At 69.5% G+C, this 18991-nt stretch carries 15 protein-coding genes and 1 tRNA gene; 1 reads left to right on the top strand and 15 read right to left on the bottom strand.

Features of this window, described 5'->3' with window-relative positions:
• The 15 genes from RWH44_RS00990 to RWH44_RS01060 all read right to left on the bottom strand — a co-directional run bounded on the left by RWH44_RS00990 (nt 1) and on the right by RWH44_RS01060 (nt 18487).
• Entirely contained in the window at nt 1-1326 is a 1326-nt protein-coding gene (locus RWH44_RS00990) for a homoserine dehydrogenase (RefSeq protein WP_316003137.1), read from the bottom strand.
• Nucleotides 1323-2753 (bottom strand): diaminopimelate decarboxylase, encoded by a 1431-nt coding sequence (lysA, locus tag RWH44_RS00995; protein WP_316003138.1) that lies wholly within the window; start codon nt 2751-2753, stop codon nt 1323-1325. The genes RWH44_RS00990 and lysA overlap by 4 nt, the downstream gene beginning before the upstream one ends.
• 300 nt (nt 2754-3053) lie before the next feature.
• Nucleotides 3054-4121: a hypothetical protein gene (locus RWH44_RS01000; protein WP_316003139.1), complete on the bottom strand. Its 1068-nt coding sequence runs from the start codon at nt 4119-4121 to the stop codon at nt 3054-3056.
• Between the two features lie 228 nt (nt 4122-4349).
• Nucleotides 4350-8804, bottom strand: coding sequence for an RCC1 domain-containing protein (locus RWH44_RS01005; protein WP_316003140.1), 4455 nt, complete (start codon nt 8802-8804; stop codon nt 4350-4352).
• 203 nt (nt 8805-9007) lie between these two features.
• On the bottom strand, nt 9008-11305 hold the full coding sequence (locus RWH44_RS01010; protein WP_316003141.1) for a M60 family metallopeptidase: 2298 nt from the start codon (nt 11303-11305) through the stop codon (nt 9008-9010).
• 289 nt (nt 11306-11594) lie between these two features.
• On the bottom strand, nt 11595-12365 hold the full coding sequence (locus RWH44_RS01015; protein ID WP_316003142.1) for an LmeA family phospholipid-binding protein: 771 nt from the start codon (nt 12363-12365) through the stop codon (nt 11595-11597).
• 2 nt (nt 12366-12367) lie between these two features.
• Entirely contained in the window at nt 12368-14032 is a 1665-nt protein-coding gene (locus tag RWH44_RS01020; RefSeq protein ID WP_316003143.1) for an arginine--tRNA ligase, read from the bottom strand.
• 130 nt (nt 14033-14162) lie between these two features.
• Complete coding sequence (locus RWH44_RS01025; RefSeq protein WP_298874864.1) at nt 14163-14975, bottom strand: transglutaminase-like domain-containing protein; 813 nt, start codon at nt 14973-14975, stop codon at nt 14163-14165.
• Nucleotides 14976-15053: 78 nt separating this feature from the next.
• Nucleotides 15054-15536, bottom strand: coding sequence for a hypothetical protein (locus RWH44_RS01030; protein WP_316003144.1), 483 nt, complete (start codon nt 15534-15536; stop codon nt 15054-15056).
• Complete coding sequence (locus tag RWH44_RS01035) at nt 15533-16681, bottom strand: serine/threonine-protein kinase (protein WP_316003145.1); 1149 nt, start codon at nt 16679-16681, stop codon at nt 15533-15535. The genes RWH44_RS01030 and RWH44_RS01035 overlap by 4 nt, the downstream gene beginning before the upstream one ends.
• 34 nt (nt 16682-16715) lie before the next feature.
• The gene (locus RWH44_RS01040) at nt 16716-16970 is read right to left on the bottom strand and encodes a DUF6458 family protein (RefSeq protein ID WP_295836307.1); all 255 of its coding nucleotides are present in this window, start codon (nt 16968-16970) and stop codon (nt 16716-16718) included.
• A 118-nt stretch (nt 16971-17088) separates the two neighbouring features.
• The gene (locus tag RWH44_RS01045) at nt 17089-17343 is read right to left on the bottom strand and encodes a hypothetical protein (RefSeq protein ID WP_298874857.1); all 255 of its coding nucleotides are present in this window, start codon (nt 17341-17343) and stop codon (nt 17089-17091) included.
• Nucleotides 17344-17596: 253 nt separating this feature from the next.
• Nucleotides 17597-17672 (bottom strand) — tRNA-Arg (locus tag RWH44_RS01050).
• A gap of 114 nt (nt 17673-17786) precedes the next feature.
• Nucleotides 17787-17957, bottom strand: coding sequence for a hypothetical protein (locus RWH44_RS01055; protein ID WP_316003146.1), 171 nt, complete (start codon nt 17955-17957; stop codon nt 17787-17789).
• Between the two features lie 80 nt (nt 17958-18037).
• Nucleotides 18038-18487 (bottom strand): hypothetical protein, encoded by a 450-nt coding sequence (locus RWH44_RS01060; protein ID WP_316003147.1) that lies wholly within the window; start codon nt 18485-18487, stop codon nt 18038-18040.
• Nucleotides 18488-18587: 100 nt separating this feature from the next.
• Between RWH44_RS01060 and RWH44_RS01065 the strand changes: the two genes are divergently transcribed.
• Entirely contained in the window at nt 18588-18983 is a 396-nt protein-coding gene (locus RWH44_RS01065) for a DUF5684 domain-containing protein (protein WP_298874848.1), read from the top strand.
• Nucleotides 18984-18991: the final 8 nt, after the last annotated feature.

Here is an 18991-nt window from a genome sequence, read left to right on the forward strand (position 1 = left end):
TCAGTTCCCTTCCACGCGCAGCACGGAGACCACGCGCTCGACGACGCCGCTCGCGGCGAGACGCTCGACGGTCTCGCTCAGGTCCTGCTCGCGGGCCTTGTGTGTTCCGATGACCAGGCGGGCGGAACCGCCGGTCCGGGTGTTCTCGTCCGCCTCGATGACGGTCTGCTCGACGGTCGCGATCGACACGCGGCCTTCGCTCAGGATGCCGGCGACCGTGGCCAGCACGCCCGGCTGGTCGTCGACCTCGAGCGTGATCTGGTAGCGCGTGATGACGCGTCCGATCGGCACCGCGGGCAGGTTGGCGCGCGTGGACTCACCCACGCCGACGCCTCCGGCGATGTGGCGGCGCGCGGCCGAGACGACGTCGCCGAGCACGGCGGAGGCCGTCTGCACGCCGCCGGCACCGGCGCCGTAGAACATGAGGTCACCCGCGGCCTCGGCCTGGACGAACACGGCGTTGTTCGCGCCGTGCACGCTGGCGAGCGGGTGCGTGCGCTCGACGAGCGCCGGGTAGACGCGGACCGAGATCGACTCGGTGCCGCCGTCTTCGGCCGCCAGGCGCTCGCACACGGCGAGCAGCTTGATGACGTACCCGGCGTGACGGGCGGACTCGATCATCGCGGCGTCGACCGAGGTGATGCCCTCGCGGTGCACGGCATCCAGCGGGACGGTCGTGTGGAAGGCGAGGCTCGCGAGGATCGCGGCCTTCTGCGCGGCGTCGTATCCCTCGACGTCGGCCGTCGGGTCGGCCTCGGCGTAGCCGAGGGCCTGCGCCTGGGCGAGCACGTCGGCGAAGTCGGCACCCTCGGTGTCCATGCGGTCGAGGATGTAGTTCGTCGTGCCGTTGACGATGCCCATGATCCGCACGACGCGGTCGCCGGCGAGCGAGTCGCGAAGCGGCCGGATGATCGGGATGGCGCCGGCAGCCGCGGCTTCGTAGTACACCTCGGCGCCGACCTGGTCGGCCGCCTCGAAGACCTCGGATCCGTGGGTGGCCAGCAGGGCCTTGTTGGCCGTGACGACGTCGGCACCCGACGCGATCGCGTGCAGCACCTGCGTGCGGGCCGGCTCGATACCGCCCATGAGTTCGATCACGATGTCGGAGCCGACGATGAGGGTCTCGGCATCCGTGGTGAACAGCTCGCGGGGCAGGTCGGCGTCGCGCTTGGCGTCGACGTCGCGCACGGCGATGCCGGCGAGTTCGAGCTTGGCGCCCGCGCGGTCGGCGAGCTCGTCGCCGTGCTTGAGCAGCAGGTCGGCGACCTGCGAGCCGACGGCGCCGGCGCCGAGGAGCGCCACGCGGAGCGTGCGGTAGTCGGTCATTCGGTGTCTCCGTGGGGTGTTGCGGTGGGGGCGGATGCCGGGATCCCGGCGTCGCGCAAGAGCAGATCGTCGATGGTCTCGCCGCGGACGATCACACGGGCCTGTCCGTCGCGCACGGCGACGACCGGCGGGCGCGGCGTGTAGTTGTAGTTGCTCGCGAGCGAGAAGCAGTAGGCGCCGGTCGCGGGAACGGCCAGCAGGTCGCCGGGCGTGACGTCGGCCGGGAGGTACTCGGCATCCACGACGATGTCGCCGGACTCGCAGTGATGACCCACCACGCGAGAGAGCGCCGGCGTCTCGGAGCTCGTGCGCGAGACGATGCGGGCCGAGAAGTCGGCGCCGTAGAGGGCGGGGCGGGCGTTGTCGCTCATTCCGCCGTCGACGCTGACGTAGGTGCGCTCGAGGCCCTCGGCCGCGGCGACCGTCTTGACCGTCCCGACCTCGTACAGCGTCACCCCGGCCTGACCGACGATGACGCGGCCGGGCTCGGTGGCGACGTCGGGCATCGGGATGCCGCGCACCGCGCACTCGTCGGCGATGGCATCCAAGATGCCGTCGGCGATCTCCTCGATCGGCTTCGGGTCGTCGACCGACGTGTAGGAGATGCCGAAGCCACCGCCCACGTTCATGAGCGGGATCTCTCCCCCGGCCAGCAGGTCGGCGTGCAGGTCGACCAGGCGCGCGGCCGACTCGCGGAAGCCCGAGGAGTCGAAGATCTGGGAGCCGATGTGCGCGTGCAGGCCGACGAAGCGCAAGCTGGGGAGCTCGCGGATGCGCGAGACCGCCTCGGCCGCCCCCTCGAGGGAGAAGCCGAACTTCTGGTCTTCATGAGCGGTTGCCAGGAACGCGTGGGTCTCGGCGTGCACGCCCGTACGCACGCGCACGAGCACGGACTGCACCGCCCCGCGGCGATCGGCGATCGCGGCGAGGCGCTCGATCTCGATCGGGCTGTCGACGACGACCGAGCCGATGCCCACCTCGACCGCGCGTTCGAGCTCGGACACGCTCTTGTTGTTGCCGTGGAACCCCAGACGCTCGGGCGCAGCGCCCGCAGCGAGGGCGACCTCGAGCTCACCGCGGGTGCAGACGTCGACGGCGAGCCCCTCGTCGGTCACCCAGCGCACGACCTCGGTCGACAGGAACGCCTTGCCCGCGTAGTACACCCGAGCCCGGATGCCGTGGCGCCCGGCAGCGGCCTCGAAGGCCTCCCGCGCTCGACGGGCGTGGGCCCGCACTTCGTCCTCGTCGAGGACGTATAGCGGGGTACCGAAGCGGTCGCGCAGGTCGAAGACGGAGACGCCGCCGATCTCGACGGACCCGTCGACCGCACGGCGGGTCGAGGTGGGCCACACGGCGGGGACGAGCTCGTTCGCTTCGGCCGGGGCGGTGAGCCACTCGGGCACGAGCGCGGAGTGCGAGGCGGACACAGGGGGACCAATCGGGTTTTGCGGCGACGCGACGGCCGCGGATCACGGCTCCCACCCCCGCGGAGAGTCACGCGGCGGGCAGTCCTTGCAGTCTAGGGCACCGCATATGCCGCTCCCGTCCCGCGCGCCCCGGGCGCCTGCGGCGGGGCTCCTCGGCCCCGTCGACGCGGGCTCGATCCGCCCCGCATCACCGGTATTCGCAAGACGGTCTCGTCCGGCGAACCGGCCTGTCATGGGGCTGTCCCGGAACCCCCGTGCGGGCGGCCCGTTATCTGGCCGCTCCATCGATGTCGATCGACCTCACTGTCGGACGAGGAGACCATGCTCGACGAGCTCGTCCGCCACCCGGCGCAGGGTCTCATCGTTGAGCGTCACCGCGTCGACTGCCGTCCGCCAGACGGCCGCCGCGTGGGGGGCGAGCACGAGCACCTGCGCGGGGTCCCCGTCGATCGCGCGCAGGAGGGCGATTTGACCGTTTTCGACGGTCACGGCGTCGACGAACGGCGATTGCGTGTAGGTCGGCCCCCGATCGTCGCGCTCGCTTCGGACAGGCTGCGGCGCGGCGAGGATCCCCGTCGAGTCGTGGTCCGTCTCCGCTTCCTCGGCACGTGGCGGATCGGACAGGAGGCGGGCGACCACGTCCGGAAGGTCTCCCGCGTCGTCGTACGAGAGGCGACGAACGCCGCCGACCCGCCGCAGGTGGGTGGACACCGTTCGAAGCGGCGACGGCATCGCGGTGAGAAAGCTGGACTGTTCCGCGAGCGTAGCGATCGCCACGCTGTCCGGCACCGGCGTCAGCGTGGGGTGACGAATCGGCCCTGCGGGGTCACGACGACGGTCCAGCACGATCAGAGAACTCACCGTCAGAGGCTTGTCGGGCAGGGGCTTCAGTCCCAGGTCCGACGGAGCCACCTGCTCCTTCACCGACTCCCCTGCGCGCACGATCGACAGCGGCTTGCGGTAGGCGAGCACCCCTCCGGATGCCGTGATCCCGATGCTCTCGTCGGATACGTAACCGAACTCCCGACCGAGAACCGCGGCAGCCGTCGTCTTGCCCGCCCCCGACGGCCCGACGAGCACCGCCACTCTCCCCTGTTCATCGGCGACGCCGCACGCGTGCAGCATCCAGACCTCGCCCCGCCGGGCGCCGAGCGCCGCGACCGTCACCCGAGTGGACAGGTCGGCTAGCACCGACGAGAACTCGAACGCGGTGCCGAGCTCGACCGGAACGACCGTGCCGCCCGATCGGGCGAGACCGACAGAAGCGTCCGCCCACAATGCGGCGACGGTGGAACGGTCCCCCGGGGGAAGGCCCGTCAGATCGATCGCCACGCGCGCGCCGATGGCGTCGACGACGACCTGGTTCATCGTCCCTCCTTCGTAGCTCTCTTCCCCGCGACGCCACCAGTTGCGCCAGAGCCGAGCCGCGGAGGTCGGCGCAGCGCGAGGCATCAGAGGGCAGCCGCATCGCCCTCGCGATATCGAAACCGATTGAGGTGGCACGCCTTTGGCTGTGCACGCAGCGAGTCGGCCGCCGACCCCAACCCTCCCCCGGGTCCGCCCTTGTGGCGGGCGGGCCCGGGGGTTGAGGCCCGCCTACTGCGTGATGATGTACATGCGGCTGGACGACGGCGAGTTCTGCATGAGATCCACCGGGGTCTGCTGTCCCCACGCGCGCGTCCCATTGGGGCGGTTGCCGACCGTCACAGGAACGAGCGCGTTCGTCGTAGTCCCGACTCCCAACTGCCCGTACTGGTTGTCGCCCCAGGCGTTCACCGAGTTGTCCGTCCGAAGCACGTACGCTGACGAACCGCTCGCCGCGATCTTGGCCACTCCCCCGGCCAAGTTCGAAACCGGGGTCGCGCTGGATCGCGAAGTCGTGGTGCCGTCACCCACCGCTCCCGCGGTGTTGTCCCCCCAGGCGCGCACGGAGCCGTCCGACAACAGGACCACGCCGCCAGCACGGTTACCCGCGACCTGCGTGACTCGGACGCCGCTCAGGCCCGCGACCTGGACGGGCGTGGAGTGCGCCGGCGTCGCTTGACCGGAAACCCACGGCCCCGGCACGGGGTTCGTCCCATCGCCGAGACGACCAAGGTCGTTCGCGCCCCAGGCCCACACGGTGCCGTCCGACTTCAATGCGTACCCGCACTGGTGTCCGCCCGCGATCTGAGTCACACCGGAGAGATTCGACACCGTCACGGGGGTCGCGGACTTCTCAACGGACGAGCCGTTGCCCAGTGCAGCCGAGAACGTGTTCCGCCCGATCGCGCGAACCGTCCCGTCCTTGAGCAGGAAGAATCCCTGCTGAGTTCCCGCGCTGATTTGGACGACGTTCGAGAGACCGGTGACGGTGACAGGCGTGGACGAGGCGTCTGCCGAGACCGCCGCGCCCAGCATGCCCGACGAGTTGTCGCCCCACGCCTTGACTGTGCCATCCGCCAGCAACGCGTACACGTGATAGTTGCCAGCGGAAAGTTGTGTCACACCCGCCAGCCCGGTGACTTGAGCCCACCTGCTCCGAGAATTGCCAGTCGTTCCCAACTGTCCGAAGCCGTTCCCGCCGACGGACCACACGGTGCCGTCTTTCAGCAAGACGATCGTCGTCTGGTTCGAGCCACCCCCGTCTCCCACGCCGCAGGAGACCACCTGCGCGATGGGCGACGGGAACACGCGAACGAATTGCGACGGTGTGCTCCGGAGAGATCCGGTCCCTTGGTTGTCGCCGCCGGGCGCCCCGTCATCGCCCATCTCGTACCAGGAGTTGTAACCGAAACCCAGGGCATTGGCGCCGAGAACCGTGAAGGTGTCGGATCCAGTGCTCGGACCACTCGATGCGCTCACTCGCACGATGGTGCCCGGCCGCGTCCATGCATCCGGCACGGAGACGGTCGTGAGGTACTCACCGTTTCCGTCTGTCTGTCCCGACGTGGCACCGAGGGTGGCCCCGGACGAGACGGACAGCGACACGGTCGCCCCCATTGCGGCCTTGGACCCCGCTCCGACACGGGCCTTCACCGTGGCGGATCCCATCGCCGCCGCGAGCTGCGATTCCACGACGTCGACCGAGACCGTCGTGTCGCCAGTGATGACGTACATCCGATCGCTGCTCGGCGAGAACGACGCCAGTCCGACCACGTTGAGCGAGCCGGGAACCCTGACCTGCACCGCCTGCGAGCGGTTGGTGGTGGATCCATCGGCGAGCTGACCGCCGGAGTTGTCGCCCCACCCGACGATGGCTCCGGTTCCCAGCAGTGCATAGGCGGCGTTTCCGCTCGCGGCGAGACGCGCCGCTCCGGTGACGCTGGTGACCGTCACGGGTGCCGTGCTGTTCGAGCCGGACCCGTTGCCCAACTGACCCGACGAGTTCCTCCCCCACGCGCGGATGGTCTTGTCCGCCAGCAACGCATACGCGGCATCGAGGTTCGCGACGACCTGTGTGACCCCGCTCAGACCCGACACCGACACGGGGACCGCGCTGGACGTCGTGGAGTTGTTGCCGAGCTGGCCCGAGGCGTTGTTCCCCCACGCCTTCACCGTGCCGTCCGAGAGCAAGGCGAAACCGCTCGCCGACCCCGCAGCGATCTGCGTCACGCCGGCCAGATTGGACACCGTCACCGGGGTCGCGGAGAGGTCACTGGTGGTGCTACCGGATCCCAACGCGCCCCGCCCGCCGGGGGTGGCTTCCGACCCCCAGGCGTTGCGGCCGATGGCTCGCACCGTTCCATCCGAGAGCAGGAAGAAGGCCTGCTGCGTCCCGGCGGCGATCTGGGTCACACCGGACACCCCCGGCACGGTGATCGGAGTGAAAGCCGCGCTCTGCAGGGCCACCCCCGTACCGATCTCTCCGAACCAGTTGTCACCCCACGCCTTGACCGTCCCATCCGAGAGCAGCGCGTAGACGGACTCCGCCCCGGCCGAGATCTGCGTCACACCGGACAGGCCGCTGACCTGAGCCCAGGTCGTGCGTGAATTGCCGCCCGTCCCGAGCTGCCCGAATCCATTGCCGCCGACCGACCAGACCGTTCCGTCCTTGAGCAGAACGATCGTCGCGTGATTCGACCCGCCCCCCGTGCCCGTTCCGCACGAAACCACCTGCACGATCGGAGAGGGGAACGACCGTAGGAACTGCGTCGGAATCGTCCGGGCAACGCCGGTCCCCGGGTTGTCGCCCCCACCCTGACCGCCATCCCCGAGCTCGTACCAGGAGTTATAGCCGAACCCGAGGGCGTTCGCCCCCAGCACGGTGAAAGAGTCGGAGGCCGCGTTCGTGTCCGTCGTGGCCTCGACCCGGACCACCGTACCCGGCTTGGTCCAGACGTCAGACGTCACGGTCGTCTGCACCTGACCGGAGGAATCCGTCTGGGCGGTCGTAGCGCCAAGGGCAGCGTTCGAGGTGGCGCTCAACGTCACGCTGATACCGGCGACACCCTTCGCGCCGGTCGCCACCTTGGCCTTCACGGTTGCGGCAGTACCCGCGGAAACCTGCGTTTCGACGACATCAACGGAGAGGGTGGTCTCCCCGGTAATGAGGAAGGAGCGCCCCTGACTCGAGGTCGAGGCGACGGCGAGGGATGTGACAGAGCGTCCTGCCGGTACCTGCACCGTCACCGGGGACAAACGTGTTGTCGTCGTGCCGTCGCCGAGCTGGCCGTAGGTGTTCTGCCCCCACGCCTTCACCGTGCCATCGGACAGAAGAGCGTATGCGGCCTTCTGCGCCGTCGAGATTTGGACGACGCCGGAGAGTCCGGAGACCGTCGTCGGAGTCAATCGCATCGTCGAGGTGCCGTCACCGACCATGCCCTCGTCATTGTTGCCCCACGCCTTGACCGACCCGTCGGTCAGAAGGGCGTATCCGGCGGTAGACCCCCCAGCGATGGCGGCGACGCCGGACAGGTTCGGGATCGCGGTCGGAGTGGCGCTATTCGTCTTCGTGCCGTTACCCAGCTGGCCGAGATTGTTCAAACCCCAACTGAGCACCGTGCCATTCGACAACAGCACCAGCGTGCTGGCATACGAGATCGAAGCGACATCCACGACATCCGAGACGTTCGGCACCGTGAACGGCGTCGTACGATTCGTCTGCGTCCCGTCGCCCAGCTGCCCCCACCCGTTGTCGCCCCACACCTTGAGCGTTCGATCCGACATCACGACGAAGACGTTGCTGTATCCGGCCACGAGCTTGGTGGCGCCGGAGCTGATCACCTTGACCGGCGCCGTGCGGTACGTCGTCGTCCCATCACCAATCTGCCCCGAGGAATTGTCTCCCCACGCCCACACTTCACCGGCCGTGGTCAGTGCGTATCCATTGACGTTGCCCATGCCGATCTGCTTCACGCCCGACAAACCGGGGACGATCTTCCACACATCGTGACCCGTGCTGTCGCCCGTACCATCACCCAACTGCCCGTACGCGTTACCGCCGATACCCCACACGGTTCCATCTCGCAGCAACGCCAGCGTGGCTCGCGCCGCGCCGCTGTCAGTCGCCCCGCCCGAGGCGATCTGCACCACGGGCGACGGAAACGCACGGTACGTCTGCGTGGGAGAAGACGCGGCGGCGCCAAGGCCCAACTCCGCCCAGACGTTGCGACCGAAGGCCAACACGTTGGACCCCAGCACCGTGAAAGGCTGGCTGGCCGACTGACCGCCGGACACCGCGGTGATGGAAATGGTGGATCCCGGGGTGGCCCAGGGCTTGCCGAGGTCGAATGACGTCGTATACGCGCCGGCACCGTCGGTGACGCCGTCCGCGCCCCCGAACGTGGAGCCCAGCGGGCCGCTGAGCGAGACGGGTGCGCCCGCGACGGGAGCGCCCTGCGCGTCGCGGACCACGGTGGTCAGCTGAACCGGACCCGACGAGGGGATGCCCGATGTCGGCACCGAAAGCGTGAGGGCCTGCTGCCCCGATGCTGCCGCGAAGGCCGGCGCCGAGGACGCCATCGCCAGGACAGGTGCGCTCCACAGGCCCGCACCGACCACGGTGCGGCGTGACAGACCCTGCGCGAGAGGCGGGGCGTCGGGGGCAGGCAAGACGGGCGTCGAAGACATGTGCACTCCAGGCGTCGAGAAACGGTCCAGACCTCCATCCGGGTGAGGATGGTGTGTCTGCTCGCGAGTAGACACCACCCCGACAACCCGCTCTACGGACGCGCACGTATTCCTGCGCTTCACGCCGACGGATTCATCCGCCGGGTCACTCCCATGTGAACCATGGGTCGCCAACGCCCCGCTGCGGCATGGCCTGAAGTGGCCTAAAGGACGAAACGCCCACCGCTGATCCGGACCGTCGTCGGATTGGACGTCAACGTCCCCACGCGGTTGCTGTCCTGATAGACCCGCACGCGCGTCGGCTCGGCTGCACGGATGACGAATTCGTCTCCCTCCCCGCACGGCACACCGTGAAGGGCGTCGGCGACCGCCTGCGCCGTATCCTCGCCTTTCACCGACACGGTTGTGCGCGTCACCCCCGCGGCATCCCGGAGCTCGACCTCGTAGTACACCTGGCCGGCGAAGTAGATCTGGTGCGCCTGGTTGCCGCTCGAGGTCGCGACGAGACGGCTGCCGTCGGCGCTGATCCCGATCGAGCCGATCATCACGTCGTAGAAACCGACGAACTCGAGCGCCGACACCACTGTGACCGAGACCGGCCGTTGCAGCACCTCCTGGGTACCCTCCTCGGATTCCAGCACCGCATACACGCGGCCCGTGCCCGAGCCCACCTGAACCGCGAGCGCGCCGCGAGCCACGACCACGCTCCGGGAGCCCCGCACGCTCCCGAGATCGCTCACCTCGGCAGTGCTGCCCGCGGTGTCACCCAGATAGACGGCATCCGTCGGGGTCCAGAGCGTGCCCGTCGGGGGGTTGTACGGGACCACCCGTTCGAGCGGAGCGTCGGCGGTCGTGATCGCCGTCCAGAACCCATGCTGGAGCGGTGGATGCTGCGCCATCACGGCGAGGACCTCTTCCGACACCGTGACGCCCCACGCGCGGAAGAACGGGCCGAGGTCACGATCGGCCACCTCCGAGGTGAGCAGCGCGAAGGAATCGATCTTCTGTCGGTCCGACCCCTCCGATGGACGTCCCAGCGCCCGCCGGACGCGGTACTTCTGGCTGAGCGCCGCGTAGAAGTCGTCTCCGAAAGAACGCCGGAGTTGGTCGAACAGGAAGAGGGGGTAGAACGGGCCCTCGTCCGTGAGGTTTTCGAAGTGGCGCTTGTCGACGGGATCGGCGAAGTACCTCGAGATCCTCTGCTGCAGTCCCGGAGAGTCGTCGAGCATGTTGCCGCCGGTGGTCCGCTTCTCGGCGGCCAGAGAGGAGATGTTGACGGTCACCTCCCCCAGGCCCGACCACGTGTACTGCGGGGTCTGATAGGTGTGCCCGATCTCGTGCCACATCGTCCACCAGTCGGTGCTCCTCGCCAAGGCGCGACTGGCCCCCGAACTCACATGGAACGAGAGCCATTGATAGGTCGCGAACGCGTAGGCGCCGCCGGAGTCGGGACCGGACACGTAGACGCGACCACCGTGCTTGCGTGCGACCCCGACCGCGTCGTAACTCAGCCCGTAGATCGCATCGGTGTGTTCCCGCGCCAGATCGAGGCGGGAGGTGACGAGGTCGGGGTCGTAGACGGTGGACACGTCGGGGGCGTCGATGACGGACCGCTGGATGTCGGCGAAGATGCGATCGCCCACGTGCGTCACGATCGGAGCATCGGAGAACGAGCGCATCTGGGCGTCGAAGTCATCCTTGGTCGACGCACCCTTCACCCAGACGGGTTGCGGGTGACCACCGCTGATGACGAGCGGCACGGCCGACCACTCGCTGTGATTGGTGACGAAGACGATGCCGCTGCGATCGGCCGTGATCGTGTTGGTGCCGCCCGTCAAGACCGTCGAGGCCATCCCCTCACTGCCGTCGGCGCCGAACACCTGCATCGGCCCGCGCGTGCCGATGTTCAGCTCGAGCCACCATGACGGGGAGCCGTCGACCTCGACGGTCAGCACTTCTCCCGACCGCACGTAACGGCCGGTCGGTTGCAGGTCGCTGTGCGGCATCCCCCGGTTCTCCGCCGCCGCCGACTCGTCCTGACTGCCGTGCGGGAGCGCGAGCACCCGAGTCGAGCGTCCATCCGCGTCGTGTTCGATCACCGCGGTCTTGCGGACGGTGAACGACGCACTCGAGCTGGATCCGCCGATCGACGCCGTCACCAAGCCGGCCGCGGACGACTGCAGGTCTCGAACGCGCAGGATGGTCGAGAACGTCCCCCAGGCGTCGGTCACCCCCGTCGAGCGCTCCAGGAACGCGCTCGCCCCGCTCACAGATAAGGCCACGGCGGCGCCCGCCACGCCTCTTCCGCTTTCGTCGCGCACCGTGACCTCCACAGCGGAGACCTCCCCCGGATGCAGCACGGGATGCCACACCGCGATCGCGACCGACTGCGTCGCGCTCACCGCGTAGGCCGGGCTCGTCGTGCTGAGCACGACGACGGGGGCGGCCCAGGCAGACGCCGTCAGGACGCGGCGCCGGGGTAGTTCGAAGGAGGAGAGCATGTCGGTCCGTTCGTCTGGCTGTCAGCGCGCGACCCGAGCAACACGATCACACACGGAGCCCACGAGCGGCATCACGGAGAGGCAGTTGCGACGGCCGCCCTCCGAGCACGGTAACCGCGACGGAAGAACCCTTCGCCCCGCACCCGCTGACACCCGGCCCGGAGGATGTGTCGGCTGCCCCGGGTGATTCAAAGGGTGAGGGACCGGCATCCCGTTTATGTGACGGGTCGGGGCCTTCGGAGAAGGTGCGAGTCCGGCGGAGCCCGACTGCACGACCGATGGAGGTCGCCTAGCCGCAGGAGCCGTCGGCCTGCAGGGCGGGGTCGACGAGCACTCCGCCGTCGATGTCGAAGGCGGCGACGAGACTCTGCCCCTGGATCGTGGCGGAGGTCAACGTCAGGGCGGCGGGGAGACGGTCGGCGATGCACAGGTTCCGCGTGCCAAGGACCGTGTCGGCGACTCCGCCGAGCTGGCTGCGCAGGGTGTCGGCATCCACCGCGTTGCCGCCGAGCTGGAAGGCGCTGGGGGTCAGCGTGAGGTCGCCGGCGGACGCCCCGGGGGTGACCGAGACTCCGACCGGGATAGCGACGCCGAACAGCGACAGCTCACTGGTGAAGGCGAGATCGGGCGCGGCGAGCGTCACGGTGCCGGAGGGGAAGTCGGGAATCTGCGAGAGGAGCGCACGGAGCTGCTCCTCGTCGAGCCGCACGGACGCGGTCCCCTCGTCGGCGGCCGCGTCGCCTGCCACGGGGACACCGCGCAGCTCCACTCGCACGTCGCCGGTGAGCGGGCCGAGGGTGACGTCGTCGGACGATGCGGTGACGTCGTCGAGACGGCCGGTCACCAGCTGAGGCAGGACGAGTCCCCCGACGGAGACATCCACCTTCTGGTCGTCGGGGAGACCGACGTTCTGCACGACGAGGGAGCGCACCGTGTTGGTGACCACGGAGCGCGCGATGAACTCGGCGGCGACCGCCAGCCCCGCGACGAGGACCACCGCGATCACCGCGACGGCGATCCAGCGGCCGGTGCGACGGCGGGGGCGGGCGGCATCCGTCATGACTACATCCGTTCCGGGGCGCTGACGCCGAGCAGAGCGAGGCCGTTGCGCAGCACCTGGCCGGTGGCGTCGTTGAGCCACAGGCGCGTGCGGTGCACCGGTTCGACGGGGGCGTCGCCGAGCGGGATGACGCGGCAGTTGTCGTACCAGCGGTGGTAGAGGCCGGCAAGCTCCTCGAGGTAGCGGGCGACGCGGTGGGGCTCGCGCACCTCGGCGGCGAACGCCACGACGCGGGGGTACTCCTGCAGAGCACCGAGCAGCGCCGACTCCGTCTCGTGGGCGAGCAGTTCGGGGGCGAATTCCGACCGGTCGACGCCGGAATCGGCGGCGTTGCGCGCGACGTTGAAGGTGCGCGCGTGCGCGTACTGCACGTAGAACACGGGGTTGTCGTTCGTGCGCTTCTGCAGGATCTCGGGATCGAGCGTCAGCGGCGAGTCGGCGGGGTACCGCGCAAGGGAGTAGCGCAGCGCGTCGGTGCCCAGCCACTGCTGCAGGTCGTCGAGCTCGATGATGTTGCCCGCGCGCTTGGACAGCTTGGCGCCGTTGATCGACACGAGCTGCCCGATGAGCACCTCGATGTCTTTCTCGGGGTCGTCTCCGGCGGCGCCCGCGAGGGCCTTGAGGCGGTGGACGTAGCCGTGGTGGTCCGCACCGAGGAGGTAGATCTTGTGCGCGAAGCCGCGGTCGCCCTTGTTCAGGTAGTAGGCGGCATCCGCGGCGAAGTACGTGTATTCGCCGTTCGAGCGGCGGATGACGCGGTCTTTGTCGTCGCCGAAGTCGGTGGTGCGCACCCAGACGGCGTCATCCTGGTCGAAGACGTGACCCTGTTCGCGCAGACGGTCGACGGCATCGTCGACGAGGCTCGGCTGTCCGTCGACGTGCGCGTGCAGGTCGCGCTCGGAGAACCACACGTCGAAGTGCACGTTGAAGCGCTCGAGCGACGCCTGGATCTCACCCAGCTGGAAGCGGTACGCGAGCTCGGTGGCGACGGCGATCTGCTCGTCGCGGTCGAGCTCGAGCAGATCGGGCCGCTCGGCCACGACGCGCTCGGCCAGGGCTGCGATGTACGCCCCGCCGTAGCCGTCGTCGGGGGTCGGCTCGCCGTGCGCCGCGGCCACGACGGAGCGACCGAAGCGCTCCATCTGGGCACCGGCGTCGTTGATGTAGAACTCGCGCACGAGCGTCGCGCCACTGGCGAGCAACACGCGGGCGATCGCATCGCCGAGGGCCGCCCACCGCGTGTGGCCGATGTGCAGCGGCCCCGTGGGGTTGGCGCTGACGAACTCGAGGTTGATGGTGTTGCCGCGCTGGGAGTCGTTCGTGCCGAAGGCTGCGCCCTGGTCGACGATCGTCTTCGCGAGGGCGCCTGCCGCCGCGGCATCCAGGCGGATGTTGATGAAGCCGGGACCGGCGACCTCGACACTGGCGATGCCCTCGACCGACTCGAGACCGGCCGCGATCTCGGCGGCGAACTCGCGCGGGTTGGCGCCGACCACCTTCGACAGCTTCATCGCCGCGTTGGATGCCCAGTCGCCGTGGTCACGGTTCTTGGGACGCTCCAGCGGGAGGTCGGCGGCGGTGATCCCCGCCGAAGAGCCCTCGCGTCGCGCCTCGGCGAGCGGGGCGATGACGGCGAGCAGGGCGGCGGAGAGGGCTGCGGGATCCATGACCCTGCAATTCTAGGCGGAGAGCGGTGAGCCACCCTGCGAGCCGGCGGAACGCGGGGTGACGGATGCCGCGGCGCCGGGCGGGTCGGCATCCGCTCGTCGTCGACTGGCGCACGGTGCGACGGCCGTCTCAGCCGATCTGCACCAGGGCTTCGTGGTCGTCGGGGGTCGCAGCCGCATCCGGAACCTCGCCGTCGAGCACCGCGTCGACGTGCATGCGCTCCAGCCCGACGTATCCCCCGTGGTAGCTGAGGAACGCGCAGTCGGCGGCGTCGCGCCCCGTGGCGATGCGCACGAGCGAGCGACGATCGGCGAGCCGCGTGGCGTCGACGACGTACCAGGCGCCGTCGATGTAGGCCTCGGCGACGGCGTGGAAATCCATCGGCTCGAGCCCGGGGGCGAAACACGCGGCGTAGCGCGCGGGCATGTCCATCGCGCGGAGGAGGGCGATGACCACGTGCGCGTAGTCGCGGCAGACGCCCTGCCCGGTCATGAGCGTCGTGACGGCACTGTCGGTGCCCAGGCTCAGGCCCGGCGTGTACGTCACTGTGGATGCCACGAACGACGACACCGCGGTCAGCAGCTCCTCGCCCGCGAGCCCACGGAACTGACGGCGCGCCTGTGCGAACACCTCGTCGGACTGGCAGTACCGGCTCGGGCGCAGGTACGTGATGGTCTCGAGGTCGCTCGTGCGCGGTGTCTGCGCCGACCCGGCGACGACCGCGTCGTAGCGCACCGCGAGGGGTCCCGGTTCGCCGAGGACCCGGTGCAGGCGGCTGCCGGACTGGTCCACGATCTCGGTGGGCGTGTAGACGCGATCACCCTGCGAGAACGTCAGATTCTCGCTCAGCAGGGGCACCCCCTGCGCGGCGGAGATCTGGAAGATGAGATCGACGGAAGCCCCGAGGTCGAGGTCCAGTTCGGCGGTCACGCGGCGCGGCACCGGGCAATCCTCGCACGGTGCGCGCGCACGAGGGCCATTGCCGGCCGCCCGATCCGCGACACGCCGTCGGGCGGGTGCTCAGCCGTCTTTCTTGCCCGGGCCCTTGCCGTTTCCCGGGCCCTTCTCGTCGTCGGGCTTCTTGTCGGACGGGCCCCCGCCGTTTCCGTTCCCGCCCGTGTCATCGCCTCCGTCGTCGACGACGTTCTGCTGATCGTCGGGCGCGGGCTCGGTGGTCTGGACGGGCTCGGTCGTCTGGACGGGTTCGGGAGTCGGGGTCGGCACGAGGCCGCTGAGGTCGGCGCGAACCGTCGCGATGCGGGTCAGGATGCCGTCGGCCTCCTCCGCCGTGATCTCCCCCGCGTCGCGGCGGGCGACGACCTCGGCCTCCAGAGCGTCGAGGCTCGACAGAGCGGAGGCGTAGTCGCCGGCCGACGCCTGCTCCGCGATGGTCTGCACGCTCTGCTGCCACGCCGTGGGCGAGGCGGCCGGCGGGGTGCAGCCGGCGAGCGAGAGGGAGAGGGCGACGGCGAGCGCGCCGACGAGGGCGGTGCGGCGGATCACTGACCGACCTCCTTCCACAGGTCGTCGACGTGCTGGTCGAGGGGCTGCGGCAACGAGGGCAGGTCGGGTTCGGCGACTCCCCCGCCGCCCGCGGCCACGGCGGCGGTGACCCCTCCCGCGGCGATGACCGCCGCGACGACGGATGCCACGATCACGGTGCGCCGCGACGGGCGTCGACGCGCGGTGGACGCCGGGGTCGGGTGCGCGCCGGACGCCCCGAGCACGCGGGTCGGCGCCGTGGAGGTGCGAGCAGACGGGAGCCGTGCCGTGGCCTCGGCTCCGGTTGCGGCGACGGGGACGTTGGACAGGGTGCGCATCGCGACGATCAGGCCCGTGGCATCCGGTCTCTCGGCGGGGTCGACGGCCGTCATCCGCTCGAGGACCTCGCGCCACGCGGCGGGGATGTGAGCGGGGATCTCGGGCGCCGACACGAGTCGTGCGGCGAGGGCCTCGTGCGGGGTGCGCGAGCCGAACGGGCGCGATCCGGTGAGGGCCTCCAGCAGCACGAGCCCGAGGGAGTAGACGTCGCTCGCCGGCGCGGCCGGCATGCCGCGGGCCTGCTCGGGACTGAGGTAGGCGGCGGTTCCGATGACGGTGTCGGCGCGCGTGACCCGGGTCGCTCCGACCAGAGAGGCGATGCCGAAGTCGGCGAGGGTCGCCCTCGAGGTCTCGCCGGTGTGGGCGGCGGGGCGCAGGAGGATGTTCGACGGCTTGACGTCGCGGTGCACGATCCCCCGCCCGTGGATGACGGCGAACGCCTCGGCGATCTCCCGGCCCACGCGCGCCGCCTCGGGGCCGGCGACGCGCCCGCGTGCGATCACGTCGGTCAACGTCGGCCCGGCGATGAGCTCCATCGCGAGGTACGCGGGCGTGGCGTCGAGGCGCGCGTCGTACAGGGTGACGAGTGAGGGATGCGAGAGCGAGGCGAGGAGGCGGATCTCCGACCGGACGCGGGCCACGTCGGAGGGGTCGGCACCGTCTCCGTCGATGACCTTGATCGCGAGGGTGCGCTCCAGGGCCGTGTCGACCGCCTCGTAGACGCGCGCGTAACCGCCCCGGCCGAGCAGTCGGCCGAGGCGGTAGCGGCCGTCGAACAGCTCGTCGGCGGACGAGTCGTAGGCGACGGTGGGCGTGGGTTCGGTCATGGGTGCACCTCCGGGGTGTCGACCCCGGGAGGACTCAGACGAGGTCGTCGTTGGACGAGCGCGTGGTCGAGCGGGTGACCTGGGCGCCCCCCACTCCTTCGGTGCGGGTGACCGTGTCGGTTTGCCGGCGACGCACGAGCAGCACGACGCCGATGAGGAACACGACGACGCCGGCTCCCATCATGATGTAGCCGATCATGCTCAGACTGACGTAGTCGTTGGGCAGGTTGACGGCGAAGGCGAGGATGGCGCCGATGACGAACAGCGCGATGCCGGCTCCGATGCTCATGGCAGGTCCTTTCGAGAGGGATTACAGCATCCCAACCGGACACCAAAAGGACCGATGGTCTTGACACGGGGACCCCGGGACGGATGATGTCGCCGTCGTCGCTCTGCTCGGGAAGGCTTCACCGCGCGTTTCTCGTCGAGCCCGTTTCATCGACCTCGTCCACCGAGCTCGGTTCGTGACGGAAGACAACTCGCGCGAGCATCGCGGCTCCACCGAGTACGCAGAGCCACGCGACTCCCCATGCCACGAAGCCGAGTGATGGATTCGGATCGATCCACGCTTGAACCGTGCTGGTTCCTTTCACAAGCATCCAGGCGAGAAAAAGCCCGATGAGAATGATGCCGCCGATGGCGAGTCCCAGCTTTTTTCCCATAACTCGAGGGTACCCGCACGGTCCCCCACTGCCCCGGAGAGATACGTCCTCATCGTCTGCTCATGCTCGGAGTCCGTTCTCGATGATGCGTGTGCACCCCAGGGAGAGGGACGCGACGAGTTGCTCGTCGCCGAGGATCTGCACGCCGTCGCAACCGCCCTCGATCAGGCACGCCGCTCGGCGAATGCTGCCCGTTCGTTGCAATGAAGAAAGGGACCGCGAGTCTCAATGACCCGCGATCCCTTGTCTCTTCTGGTGCCCCCGACAGGAATCGAACCTGCGACCTTTGGTACCGGAAACCAACGCTCTATCCCCTGAGCTACGGAGGCGGACCGGTCCAGGCTACCACCGGAGCGGCGGCCGACCCGACGGCCGGACCCGGCCGCCGGCGCCGCGCCACGGACCGACGGCGCAGGCTGCGGCGGCGGTCCGTGGCATCCGGATCACTCGTCGCCGATGACGCCGATGCCGCTCGCCTGGTGGTCGGCATTCGGGTCGTCTTTCGACGGCGCCTTCGAGGCCTCGTCGACCTCGTTCTCCTGGCTCGGCTTGACCGTGGGGTCGTCGGCCAGGTTGGAGCCCTCGTCGGACGAGGTGTTCTGCGGGTCGCTCATGGTGTTCCCTTCGTCGAGACCACCAGCGTCGCAACCCGCTCCGGCCCGACGCACCGGGTTGACCGGGATCGCAGCTCGACCTAATGGCGGAACATCCCCCGGACCCGTCGTGCGAGGGGAAGGTGCAGGAGCACCTCGCGTCCGTCGACGTCGACCGTGACCACCGACCCGCCGAGGCCGCGACCCGGCGCGGGGACGACGTCGGAGCGCACGTAGGCCTCCGCCACATCGACGTAGACGGCCAGCAGCTGCGCGCTCTGGTCTTTCGACGACGACGCGTCGACGAGCTGCATGCGATGACCCGTATCGGTCTCGACCGAGAACCAGCGCGAACCGGGGGTGGACACGAGCGCCCACCGCTCCCCGCGCGAGAAGCGGGCCCACGCGGCACCGTCGCGCAGCTCGGTCATGACGTCGAGATCCGCTTGCGCCACGACGAGCACCTCGAGCATGGCGAGCGCTTCGGCGGCCGTGACGTAGTCGGCGCGGTCGGCGCTCAGACCGCCCCACTCGAATTTGCGCTCGCCCATGTCGCGGCCTCCTCGTTGAGAGCGTAAACCCGGCCGCTCGAGAGGCGCCTCGTCGCGGCGTAACCTGAGCGTCGGCTGGGAGAACCCCTACGATGAGCGCATGCTGACCTCTTCGCCCTCGTCGATCACCGAGCAGACCTCGATCTTCGCGCTGAGCGCGACCAACTCGCTGATCGCCCTCGCGGTCTACGTGCTGATGGTCGTCGCCCTGTGGCGCGTGTTCACCAAGGCCGGACACGCCGGCTGGCTCGCGATCATCCCGATCGTCAACCTCGTCGTCATGGTGCGCATCGCCGGTTTCTCGGGGTGGCTGACCCTGCTGTACATCGTGCCGATCGTGAACCTCGTGTTCCACATCATCGTGCACATCCGTGTGGGCCGTGCGTTCGGCCACGGGTGGGTGTTCTCGCTGCTCCTGCTGGTGATCTTCTACGTCATCGGCTATCTCGTCATCGGTTTCAGCGACGACAAGTACCGCCCCGAACGACTGGCCTGAGCGGACGG

This window comes from Microbacterium phycohabitans (genome assembly GCF_032464935.1).
In the GTDB taxonomy this organism is placed as follows: domain Bacteria; phylum Actinomycetota; class Actinomycetes; order Actinomycetales; family Microbacteriaceae; genus Microbacterium; species Microbacterium phycohabitans.